The sequence below is a fragment of the Paenibacillus sp. AK002 genome, from assembly GCF_053903045.1.
Genome location: NZ_CP096377.1, coordinates 3809793 through 3822428, shown reverse-complemented (window position 1 = coordinate 3822428; position 12636 = coordinate 3809793). Strand labels below are relative to the sequence as shown.

The following is a 12636-nucleotide window of genomic DNA, read 5'->3' as shown; positions in this document are numbered from 1 at the left end:
TTTAGGAATTGATCACAGGCTTTTGGCAAAAATTCGAATCAACAAGACGTCGGAATGTGTAGTCAAGATTAAATAGCAAGGCAAAAAGAGGCGGCACCAAATGGAATGTTTGGTGCCGCTTTACATTTGGGTTTCGCCTTACCGGACGCCGCAAGTCAAGGATTGAGATTAACAACAAGGATTTAAAGTTGGAAATAAATATGGTTGCAGTCTAACGCTTTTGAAGGGCAAGTTTCCTTATAGCAGGCCATATGAGGGGGATTTCCTTCCGATTGATCATGTTGCAGTTGGACGAATACAACAAAAATTTGAATTGACAGATCATTAAAAATACAAGTAATATACATGTATATAAAAAGAGAATACAGTTGAAGCATGCAACCAGAAGTTATGTAACGGCGGATGGCTTCGATTGGCGCTTTGTTGCAGAAACTTATGACAGCGTTTTCTTGATCGATTGCAAAGAAAGAAACTCACTTATTAAAGGAGGAGCTTGCGATTGTTGCTGCGGATGGAATTTATTAAGCCCTCGCTGCTGGAGCCCGGGGAGGAACATCGGCTTAACTTCATGCTTATGCACCCCTGCGGAAGAATGGAGCCGCAATCGGATACGGCCTTTAGCATGACTTGCAGCGACCCGGAGATCGTTGAGGTGAACGGCAGCGTGATCACCGGGTTAAAGCCGGGCGAGACCGAAATTGCCGTAGACTTTCTGGACGATAGATTTTCAGAGTTTAAATGGAAGGTTCTTGTAAGGCCGGCTGGTCAACCTTCGAAATTGAAGCTGAAGGACCGTCCGAGGATTTTGTTTTCGATCGATGAGCTCGCGGATTTTCGGGATCGGGTTAAGCGGGATGAAGGCAGTTCTGCGAGGGAAATCGATGCATCCGGGCTATGGGCCGGATACTTGGCAAAAGCGGACGACTATGTGGAGGAAGATAGCTTCGAGGTGCTGTATCCGTCCATAACGGATCAGTGGAAGGTTGCGATGCCCCTAACGGAGCCTAATCGAGTACCAGAACCGCAAGGCCATACCTTCTTCCCGTTCTGGACGATGTATGCCAGAGCGATAGAGGATCGGCTGGTCGTCATGTCCACGGCCTTCCTGGTGACGGAAGAGAGAAAGTATGCGGTTCGAGTGAAGCAGCATCTGTTGTCCTTGGCCTCATTCGGAAAATGGTATGAGTTCGACGAGCGGGGCGCGGAAGGAAATCTGAGCAACGCCCATCTGCTGCTAGGCGCTTCGTGCGCCTACGATGCCATTCACAGCTTGCTGACGGAAGAAGAGCGGCGATCGATTCGCCAAGCCATTCTGGAAAAAGGGCTGCATCCGCTGGCCATCGATATCGGAAGCTGTGATATGCACAACATCGTGGCAGCTAAGCAGGTGGCGATGGTGTACGGCGCGGCGGCCATTATGGATGAGAACCCGTTTGCGGCCAAGTATCTACAAGCAGGACTTACTTATCTTCAAAGCTATCTGGACCGAAAAGGGGTGTCCGGAGAAACAGAGGGGCTGCTGTACGACAATGTGGCTGCGCGCCATGCCTGGATGGCGGCGGATCTTTATCGGAGAATCAGCGGCGATGACAGGCTGGTTCAGCATCCGTATTTGCGGGAAGAGCTTCCTGAACGTTTTTTTCGGCTGCTGGCACCGGGAAAAGAAAGCTCGTTCCCGAATCTGTCGGATTCGTTTTACAAGCTCGATATCGCTTTCCTCATGGCCATGACAGCTACCCATTACGACCATCCGGCAGCGGCTTGGTACCTGCACAAGCATGCTGCAACGCATCATGCATCGCTTCTTTATTTACGGAAAGAGACCTCACCTGCAAGTCCTACGGAGCTGTACGGCAAGCGCGCTTCCGCGGTATTCCGGAGCGTAGGCTGGGCCGCCCTGCGGTCGGGATGGGGCGATGAGGATCATCTGCTGTGCTTTACCTCAAGCAGCTCGGCGAAGGACCATAATCACAAGGACCATAATCACAAGGACCAGAACAATCTGGTGATCAATGTCGGCGGAGAGTGGCTGTTGACCAATCCCGGCTACCAGGATTATGTACCTGGTCCGAAGGCGGATTACACTACCGGCACGGTGGGTCATAATTCGCTGCTCGTCAATGGTCAGGGGCAGATCCGCCTGGGTGGAGGGGGTCTCCGGGAGGAGTTGTTGCTCCCGTCATTTGAGGCGGTTGTCGGGGACGCTGCCGAAAGCTATGGCGGGCTGCTGAAACGCTACCGGCGATCTGTTCTACATATCGATTCGTCATATTACTTCATCGTGGATGACGTGGAGCTTCATCAGGAATCGGATGAGGCCGAGCTGCTGTTTCATACGACTTCGGCGGTTCTCGATGGAGAAGAGCCCAAGGCTCCGGGCGAGAATCTGGGAAGTGAATCCGTTGTATTCCAGGGACAAAGCGCCGCACTGCAGCTCATGTTTCCTTTTCCTAAGGAGAAGGTGCTCACCCTCCGCGAGTACCCCGGTGCTGAAACTTATGGTCCTTATGTAGCTGTCGGTGGCACGCGAGGGAAGAGACGGCGGTTCATCACGCTGATCAATCCACGGGTCTATTACGACGAGAGGTTGACCATCCATCAGAAGGAGCAGGAAAGCGGAAGCCTGACTGCCGGGTTAACGGTGGAAAGGCCGGGCGGGGGGGAGGATATCTGGCTGTTCTGCGCTGACGCTGTGGAAGCCCGCTACCGGGGCATGTCCTTTCTGGGAGAAGCCGCCCGCATATCGGGTAGCGGCCTGCTTAATTTGTGGAAGGCTGAACGGTTGTGCGGCGGGGACATCGATTTTGAAGCGGAGCTGCCTCTGAGTCTATACAGGGATGCCCGCCGTTCAACCTGCATTGTGCATAATCCCCACCCAGTGGAGGTCTCCTTCAAGCTGAAGCAGGTAACTGCTGGCGTGGAAGTCGAACAAACCGCACCGCCCGGCTATTATGAATGGAATCTTATGGATATCGACAGAGGTGGTCGGGCCGAAGGGAGAGAGGCTGTATGGAAACCGTGATATCGGAGGTCAATCCATCCGCTCCCGCCAAAAAGAGCGCTTGGAAGCGAATCCGGACCCGAATGTGGAGGGACCGTTATCTGTACCTGCTGCTGCTGCCGGGCCTGCTTTACTTTATCGTGTACCGGTATCTGCCCATGCTGGGCATATCGCTTGCCTTTAAAGAATACAGCCCGTTCCGGGGGTTCGCGGAGAGTCCTTGGGTCGGATTCGCAAACTTTGCCCGGATTTTCGAAAGCCCGGAGGTTATCCAGGTTATATGGAATACGCTGACCATTTCCTTTTTGCAAATCGCGTTCGCATTTCCGGCGCCGATCATTCTGGCCATCATGCTGAACGAGGTGGCAAATCCGCTCTTGAAAAGAGGGCTGCAGTCCATCGTTTACCTGCCGCATTTTCTGTCTTGGGTCGTGGTGGTCGGCATCGTGACGATCTTTTTCCGCAACGAGGGCTTGATCAACGACGTGCTGCGCGAATGGTTCGGCTTGCAGCAGACGATCCCTTTTCTCACCGAGCCCGATTATTTCCGAGCTTTTCTGATTTTGGAGGTCATCTGGAAGGAAGCCGGCTGGGGAACGATTATTTTCCTCGCGGCGCTGGCAGGCGTCAACCCGGCTCTTTACGAGGCGGCCGTCATGGACGGCGCAGGGCGCTTCCGCCAAATCTGGCATATTACGCTGCCCGCTATCCGCAGCACGATCATTATCATGCTGATCATACGTCTGGGCGACGTGCTGGAGGTCGGCTTCGAGCAGGTGTTCCTTCAGCTGAACGCCTTTAACATGCACATCGGCAATACGCTCGACACCTTCGTGTATTACAAGGGGATCCAGCAGTCGGACTACAGCTTCTCCACCGCGGTCGGCGTATTCAAGGGTCTGGTCGGTCTTGTGCTGGTTATGGCCGCCAACAAGCTGTCCAAGCGGTTCGGCGAGCAGGGCGTATATTAGGGGCTTCGATTCTTTCCGGGAGGAGATCTGACATATGAAGCAAAAATCCATCGCGGACCGCTTGTTCGGCGGCGTGAATATCACTCTGCTGCTTGTCATATCCGCAGTCATGCTGTTTCCGTTTGTATATTTGTTCTCGGTTTCATTTTCCTCGTTCGAGGATTTTCTGGGCAGCAAACTGCTGCTCTGGCCGTCCAAATGGACGACCGACGCCTATGAATATATCTGGGCCTCCAGGACGTTCCGGCAGGCGCTGCTGAACACGTCGCTGGTTACCGTGCTCGGTACCATCGTCAATCTGTTGTTTACGGCGACGATGGCATACGCCTTGTCAAGACCGATCGTCGGCCAGCGTACCGTCATGTTTATGGTCGTATTTGCGCTCTTGTTCTCGGCCGGCATGATTCCGACCTATCTGGTCGTCCAGGAAACGGGGCTGCTTGATTCCATCTGGTCGCTTATTTTGCCGGTGGCCATCGCGCCCTTCAACCTGATTGTCATCCGCCAATTTTTCATGAACATACCAAGCGATATGATCGAGGCGGGCATCGTGGACGGCGCGAATGACCTGCAGATTTTCGGGCGCATCATCCTGCCGCTCTCGAAGCCTGCGCTGGCGGCTTTCAGCCTGTTTTATGCGGTCACGCACTGGAACAACTATTTTGCGCCGATTCTGTACATCAATGATCCGGCCAAATGGACGATACAGGTCGTGTTGAGACAGATTGTGGTGGTGGGGGAAACGACGGGCACGCTCGGGGGAGATAACATGTTCCTCGATAATCCGCCGCCTCCCGAAACGATTCAGATGGCCGCCATTCTGATGGCGACCCTGCCGATCCTGATCGTGTATCCGTTCCTGCAAAAGCACTTTGCCAAGGGCGTCATGCTGGGCGCCGTCAAGGGTTGATGATTTCGAACGGGCGGATCATGGAGCTGTCCGAATCAATCATAAACGGAGGTCACACTCCAACATTGATAAGAATGGGGGAAAGTTCATGTTAAAGAAACGCAGACTTACCGCAGTGATGGCGGCCTTGCTCTCCATCAGCGTGGCAGCATGCGGCGGCCAGCAGAAAGCGGAGGAGAAACCTGGAACGACCACTCGGGGTGAGGAAAAACCGGCACAGACAGAGCAGACGTATGAGATCACAACGATTGATTTTCGCTACGGTGATCCGCCACCGACTTCAAGTCCGGGGCTTGACATGATCAATGAGAAATTTAAAGTCGACTACAAGCCGGTTTTTGTGCCGAATACCGCCTTTGATGAGAAGATCAACGCTGTGTTCGCCTCAGGTAAAATACCCGATGCGATCGGACTTATGTCGGCTGACATCAAGAACCGCTACAATAAATTTGCGAAGCAAGGGGCTTTCCTGGACATCGAGCCTTATATCCAGGAGTATCCGTCGCTTAAAGTGGTGCCTGATTTCATCTGGGATGCCATGCGGGTGAACGGCAAGATTTACGCCATCCCGCAGTATTCTCCGAAGTATCAGGTGGTGACGGTCATCCGTAAGGACTGGCTCGACAAGCTGAACCTGAAAACACCAACGAACTATGAGGAACTGAAAGAAGTGGCGCTGGCATTCACGAACGGAGATCCGGACGGCAACAGCAAGAAGGACACCTACGGGATCGCCATCGGCCAGGACGTTAACCCGAACTTCAACCAGGGACCGTATTGGGACCCGGATGCCTGGTACCACCAGGATGCGCAGGGCAACTACATCCCAGGCATTATCGGTGAAGGCCGCCAGGAGTTCATTACGATGCTGTCTGAGCTCTACAAGCAGGGAGCGATGACGAAGGACTACGCCATCCTGAACTGGGGAGACACCAACAAGGAGTTCTATTCCGGTAAAGCAGGCATCTTTATTGGAACGCCGCGCGGCATGTCGCAGGATTACATGAACGGCCTGCTCAGTATTCATCCGGATGCCCAGTTTATCAGTCTTGGCCCTTTCGAGGACAAATACGGCAACAAAGGGCTTACGTCCGGGGCGGGCTACAACGGAATTACCGTGCTGAGCGCCAAACTTGCCGATGAGCCGGAAAAGCTGAAGAAGATTTTTGAAATGATTGATTTCGGCCGCCAGTTCTATCCGCAGGATCAGCGGAATGATAAAAACGCCGATTTTGATTGGTGGTCGGGCAAAGTCGGTGTAGGTTATGACATGAAGGACGGCGTGCAGGTCAACAAGGAGAATTTCGCATCCGACGGACTTGCGCCTTCCACTTATTTTGTTGATAACACTTCGTGGGCGCCTCAGGATTTCGATAATGATTACTCCATTACGTATCAGACCAAGCAGCTGGTCGATCTGGTGGAGGAGATCGAATCCATGTATAGGGAAATCAAGCTTTATGCTAACCCAATCAATGGCCTGGAGTCGCCGACCGACAACTCGAAGGGCGCCGAGCTGAGAAAGTATGTCATGGATGAGCAGGTAAAAATGATTGCAGGCACCCGTCCGGTTTCGGACTGGGATAAACTGGTCCAGGAGTATCTGGACAAAGGCGGTGCCCAGGTCATCCAGGAATACAACGCGAATATCAAAGAGAAGGATCCGAAGGCACTGTTTAAGTGAGACTTTTGAAATGACGCTTTTATACATGATCCGTAGGACGGCGGGGCAAATCTTTTTGCCCCTGTTCTGCATTGGAATAACTAGCGCCTATGGGAATGCGAGCTGTGGAGGAGGGAGACCTGTATCATGGAAAAAACAGCGAAAATCGGTCTGTGGTTTAACAGGCAGTCGGCGGAATACTTCTGGGGACACGGCCAGGACCTGTTTCAGCTTTATGTGGAGGAGGTGCTTGGTCATGCGGGCATTCCTTATGTAAGGTTTGATGATGCCGAAACGCTCGAGTCATATGAACCCGATATCATCGTCGTACTGCACCCGGGGGAGAAGGAAGAGGACCTGAACCGATTGGAGCAGTGGGCCCGCCGAGGAGCGACGCTCATCAGTTACGGCGGATTGAACCGTATGGCCGGACAGATGGGCTGTACCCGGTCTGTCATCCGGGATGCGGTGTATGGGGACCTGACAGGGCTAAGCTATGCGCAAGGCATACCGGTTCTAAGGGCGGTAAGCAGCGATCCGTGGATGGTGTCGGAGAAGTCCGTCATCCCGGTTCAAGCGGATGGCGTTCTGCGCCGGCTCCGTAAAGCTGGTGCTGAGGCAGCCGCAGCCGTTCTGGAGTTTTCGCTAGGTGTCGGCCGGCTGATCCGCTGGAATGTGGACATCCCCGCGAATATCGTTCTGCTTCAGCAGGGCGGCGGCCCGGTCGTCCAGGACGGCATCCCCGCACCGGACGGTACGGGAGCGGTGGACGAAGGCATTTTGAAGGCCGATGACCGGTGTGAGTTGGACTGGAATGAAGACCGCTCGGTGACGGAGACCGGGATGCCGTACTTTGATACGCCGTATGCAGACTGGTGGCGCGAGGTGATTGTCCGTCAGCTGATGGAGGAAGCAGTTGCGCTGGGAATGACGCTTCCGTTTCTGGACTATTGGCCGGAAGGCGTCAATCAGGTGGCCATGATCTCGCACGACAGCGACTTCAACATAGAGGAGGCGGCCCAAACGACTCTGAGCGTGCTTCAGGAAAACGGCGTCCGCTCGACCTGGTGCATGATCGAACCGGGCTACTCCCCGTCGCTCTACAAAGAAATTCAGGCTGCCGGGCATGAGCTGGCATTTCACTACAATGCTTTGGAGCAGGAGAAGGGGATATGGAGCGCCGAGGAATTTGCCCGTCAACTGAACGTAATCCGGAGCACCAGCGGCGCGCCGATCATTTCGAACAAGAACCACTATACCCGCTTTGAGGGCTGGGGAGAGCTCTATGTATGGTGCGAGCAGAACGGCATCGAAGCGGATCAAACTAGAGGGCCGAGCAAAAAAGGAAATGTCGGCTTTCCGTTCGGTACCAGCCATCCGTATTACCCGATCGCTCGTTCGGATGACCGCAACCGGCTATACCGTGTGCTGCAGATCGGCTTTCTTACCCAGGACCTGGAGCATCCCACGCTTTCGGATGCGTCGGTGATTGCCCCGTTTCTCGAAAAGGTGGCGGAAGTCCGCGGCGTCGCCCATTTTCTGTTTCACCAGCAGCACATCCATCATCTAGGGAACGTTCGGCATGCGTTTTCGCAAGCGGTCGAAACCGCGAAGCGGCTCGGTTATGCGTTCTGGACGAGCGAGGAGATCACCCGCTGGGAGCAGGCCAGACGAGCTGCGGTGCTCCGGGTAGGCGCAGACGGTACCCTCATCACCGAGAATCTTCCGCAGGGAGCGGTAGTGAGCCAGCCGTTGGATGCGGTGGCGGACCCGTCAGCTACGCAAGCGGTCATTCGCTTTGGGCGGCCGTGTACAGGAGCGGCGAGCATTATGAAAGCAGCAGCCGAATAACGGCAATGAGGAGGAATCAGACAGTGGCAGCGTTAGCGATCCATGGAGGGGCGCCGGTCAAGACCGGTCCTTTTGGCACAGGCAAAAGATTCGGGGAAGAGGAGGCCGCGCATCTGCTCGAAGCGCTGGAGCAGAACACGCTGTTTTATCATTTCGGCACCAAGGTTAAACGGTTTTTGACCGATTTCAATGCGATGTACGGCCGGGAATACAGTGTAGCGACATCCTCCGGCACCGCGGCGATTCATGTGGCGCTGGGCGCGGCTGGCGTCTCCGTAGGGGACGAGGTCATTACAAGCCCGATTACGGACCAGGGAACGCTGATCGGCATTCTGTACCAGAATGCGATTCCCGTGTTTGCCGATCTGGAGCCTTACACTTACAATCTGGATCCGGCCTCGATCGAAGCCTGCGTTACGCCGAGAACGAAAGCGATCCTTGTCGTCCATCTGGCGGGATATCCGTGCGATATGGACCCGATCATGGAGATCGCGAGAAAGCATGGCATCAAGGTCATTGAGGATTGCGCACAGGCTTATCTGACCCGGTATAAGGGGAGGCTGACCGGCACCATTGGCGATTATGGCTGTTTCAGCACGAACGATTTTAAGCATATCTCCACCGGGGACGGAGGCATGGTGCTGATCAATTCGGGAAAGCGCGAGGATTACGAAACCGCTCACGCTTTTGCGGACAAAAACTACCGCCGTCTCGGCACCACGGTTGACCGGGGAACCAGCTATATTGCGCCGAATTACCGGATGACCGAGCTGCAGGGAGCCGTCGGAATCGCCCAGCTCAAGAAGCTGCCCTGGATATGCGGGCGGCGTCAGCAATATGGCGACCGGCTCAATGAAGGATTGCAAGGAATCCAGGGCGTCATTCCGCCGCAGGTCGACCCGGAGCATGACTGTACATACTGGTTCTACATGCTGCGACTTGACTTGAATAAGCTGACCTGCAGCCGTGAAGAGTTCTGCAGGGCGCTGGAGGCAGAGGGAATCCCCAACCGTGCCGGCTATATCCCGCAGGTATGCTATTTGCAGCCGCTGTTCCAGAACCGGCAGGCTTATCAGGGGAGCCATTTTCCGTTTGACGGCAGCAGCGTCTCTTATGAGCCTGGCCGTTGTCCTGTCGCGGAGGCGATATTAGACACGACGGTGCAGATTCCGATGAACGAATTCTACACGCCCGAGGATATTGAGCATATCATTCAGGCGGTTGCCAAGGTAGGCGCTTATTATGCGAAAAGCGATGAATAATACGGAAGAAGTGAACGACAGCAAGGCAACGGGGACGATGGGGGTTTTTGAGCGGATCGGCGTACCCGTTGATGTCGACGAGAGCAGATCCGCGGCGGTGTGCCGGAGAGCCGACGGGACCGAGCGCATCGTAATCGCAGCCCGGGGATATGTGCTGATCGCGGATCCGGGAACAGGAAACAGCACCCAGCTTTATTTTCCAGGGGGCGAGGGCCAGTACCCGTTTGCGTCGATCAGTGATTCCCGAGGATGGTTCTATACGGGAGCAGGCCGCTATTTTTACGTTATCGATCCGTTCACCCCGGCTTTTGTCGGGCAGCACCGGGTACCTGAAGGGGAAGAGGGAGCCGGCTTTGCATTTGCCGTGGATGGAGATGGTCGGGTCTACGCTACAACTTACCCGGGAAGCTATCTGATGGAGCTCGATGCTTCGTCAAACTCCTCGCGAACCTTATGCAGGCTGGATGCCGAGAGGAAGTATGCCATGACGCTCGCCTGCGGAAGCGGGGGAAAGGTCTATGCCGGACTGGGCACGACGTCGCCGGCCATCGCCTGCTTTCATAAGGAAACCGGAGTGTTGGAGATCGTTCTGGAGGGGTCGCCGGATACGACGGGCAGCGGTGCCGTTCACCAAGGCTGCGACGGCGCCGTTTACGGCTGGCTGCCATCCGGAGAGAACGGAGACGGCATATGGTACCAGCTGGGCGAGCGGGGGGCAGAGCAAGTAGCGGCGGCGGAGGTCAACCTGTCCCTGTATAAGGGGGCAGGTTACAACAAGCTGCACCGGGACCTTGATGCCGGTCGAGTGCTGCTGAAATGGCAGCTGTCCGACAGGCAGATCGAAATCATGGAAGCGGACGGAAGCCTGAGCCGGATTCCGCTTGCCTATAAGGGAGGCGGAACGTCACTCTCTCCGCTGTTCGGAGGTCCGGACGGCATTCTTTACGGCACTTCCAATCACCCGCTTCATCTGTTCACGTACGATACCGAAGCCGGGCATCTGACCGATTGGGGCGGCGATATCGTGGAGCGGGGAGGCGGCGGCAATATTGCCGCTTACTCGGCTCAAGGCAGCATCCTCGTGGGTGCGGCTTATGCCGGCGGCATGGTCCATCTATTGGATACGGCGAAAGAATGGTGTACGGAACCTGGACCTCATCGGAATCCCCGGCTGATTTATGATAATGCCGCTGTCCACAGGCCGAGATGCGCAGCCGCGCATCCGGACGGCCGCCATGTGTTGTACGGCGGCTTTCCCGGTTATGGTGCGGCCGGCGGCGGGCTCGGCATCGTGGATGTGCTGGCAGGTCGGGTGGAGATGCTGGAGAACCGGGAAATCGTCAGCGGGCAGAGTACGATTTCGCTTGCCGTGCTGCCGGATGGCAGGGTATTCGGCGGCACCAGCATCGAGACGCCCGGCGGCGGGATCAGCACGGCCGAGGAAGCGGTGATGTATGAGTTGAATTGGCCTGACCGACAAGTGATTCGGCGCTGGGTGCCGGTTCCGGGCGCCAGGGAAATCGCTCAGCTGATTTCCGGGCCAAACGGGCTTCTCTATGGCTTGACCTCGGAATCGGTGTTCTTTGTTTACGATGCAGGACTGCAAAAGATCATTCATTGCCGCGGTCTTTCTTCCTGGGGAGGTATTGTCCGGCAGGGACTGCTCATGATAGAGCGAAAGGGGCATCCATTCCTTCTGGGTCTGCTGAGCGGGGCTTTGTTCACCGTAAATACGGTGAATATGCAGCCGGAACTGCTGGAAGTGCTTCCGGTCGAAGCGACCAGCGGAATCGCCTGCCTGAATGGATACGTGTATTTCGGTTCCGGTGCTGAGCTGTGGCGGTATCGGATGGAAGAGGAGGGTGATTACTTTTATGACTCGCTTTAATGGGGAAATTGTGCCGCTGTTAGAGGGAATCCATACCCTTGAGGCCTGGATGGAGAAGGAGTCCAGGCTGAAGGCACGCTGGCTGCAGCTGCTGGGAGAGCCCCCGGAGCCGGTTGATTATAAGCCGAGAGCCGTCGCAGACAGCGGGGGCTTCCGGGTGCTTTCCGTGCATGAGGAAGAAGATCACACAAGACAGGCGATCATGTACGAATCACCGGACGGGGATTCGATCCCGGCTTATCTGTTGCTCCCTTCAGGAACGCCTGCTGTAGGAGGATTCCCCGCTGTACTTGCCTTTCACCCGACAACCGAGAATGGAAAAGACGATGTATGTCTGGCTTCCGGACGGGTAAACCGGCAGTATGGTCTAGAGCTGGTACAGCGCGGCTTTGCCGTGCTGGCTCCGGACTCCATTACGTTCGGTGACCGAATCTATGAAGGGGAAGCGCCGTTTCAAACGGCTCCATTCTATCAACGGCACCCTGCGTGGACCGCAGTCGGTAAAATGATCTCCGATCACATGGTAGGGGTCGACGTGTTGTCCTCGCTGCCACAGGTGAATCCACGCCGCATCGGCGTCATCGGCCACTCGCTGGGCGGCTATAACGGCTGGTTTCTGGCCGGAATGGATAAACGCATCAAGGCCGTCGTCTCGAGCTGCGGATTTACGATGTTCCGCGGCGATCCGGAGCCGAACCGCTGGGGCCTTCGGGAATGGTTTTCCCATATCCCATCCATTACAGACAGTTTGAGCAGCGGCTCCCTGCCGTTTGAGTGGCATGAAATCGCGGCGCTTGCAGCTCCGGTGCCGATGTTGATGTGGTCCGGAACGCGAGACCCGATTTTTCCGAACTGGAGAGAGATTGTCACGGGATTAGGGGAACTGGATGGTTTGTATGATTTTTTGGGTGCTTCATCTGCTTTCGAGTGCTGGTTCGGTCATGAAGGGCACGACTTTCCGCCGGATATCCGGCAGCGAGCCTATGCTTTTCTTGAAAAACAGCTTGCGGAGTAAAATATATACGCGTTCTTAATCCGGAGTGCATGGAATCCTGATGTCCCTCATGATATACTGATTGTTATAGACATG

Annotated in this window: 8 protein-coding genes; all 8 read left to right on the top strand. The window is 55.3% G+C overall.

The genetic code is table 11. The annotated features are described in order from the left end of the window. Window positions 1-499 precede the first annotated feature (499 nt). Entirely contained in the window at window positions 500-3022 is a 2523-nt protein-coding gene (locus M1D70_RS16735; RefSeq protein ID WP_456287377.1) for a heparinase II/III domain-containing protein, read from the top strand. Continuing rightward, window positions 3010-3972, top strand: coding sequence for an ABC transporter permease (locus M1D70_RS16730; RefSeq protein ID WP_456287376.1), 963 nt, complete (start codon window positions 3010-3012; stop codon window positions 3970-3972). The genes M1D70_RS16735 and M1D70_RS16730 overlap by 13 nt, the downstream gene beginning before the upstream one ends. A gap of 34 nt (window positions 3973-4006) precedes the next feature. Beyond that, window positions 4007-4882, top strand: a complete 876-nt coding sequence (locus tag M1D70_RS16725; RefSeq protein ID WP_009595444.1) for a carbohydrate ABC transporter permease — start codon at window positions 4007-4009, stop codon at window positions 4880-4882. 88 nt (window positions 4883-4970) lie between these two features. Then, window positions 4971-6566 (top strand): extracellular solute-binding protein, encoded by a 1596-nt coding sequence (locus M1D70_RS16720; protein WP_456287375.1) that lies wholly within the window; start codon window positions 4971-4973, stop codon window positions 6564-6566. Between the two features lie 126 nt (window positions 6567-6692). Continuing rightward, complete coding sequence (locus tag M1D70_RS16715; RefSeq protein ID WP_456287374.1) at window positions 6693-8396, top strand: hypothetical protein; 1704 nt, start codon at window positions 6693-6695, stop codon at window positions 8394-8396. A gap of 23 nt (window positions 8397-8419) precedes the next feature. After that, window positions 8420-9658, top strand: a complete 1239-nt coding sequence (locus M1D70_RS16710) for a DegT/DnrJ/EryC1/StrS family aminotransferase (RefSeq protein ID WP_456287373.1) — start codon at window positions 8420-8422, stop codon at window positions 9656-9658. Then, window positions 9651-11546, top strand: coding sequence for a hypothetical protein (locus M1D70_RS16705; protein WP_456287372.1), 1896 nt, complete (start codon window positions 9651-9653; stop codon window positions 11544-11546). Before M1D70_RS16710 ends, M1D70_RS16705 begins: the two co-directional genes overlap by 8 nt. Beyond that, entirely contained in the window at window positions 11533-12561 is a 1029-nt protein-coding gene (locus tag M1D70_RS16700) for an alpha/beta hydrolase family protein (protein ID WP_456287371.1), read from the top strand. The genes M1D70_RS16705 and M1D70_RS16700 overlap by 14 nt, the downstream gene beginning before the upstream one ends. Window positions 12562-12636: the final 75 nt, after the last annotated feature.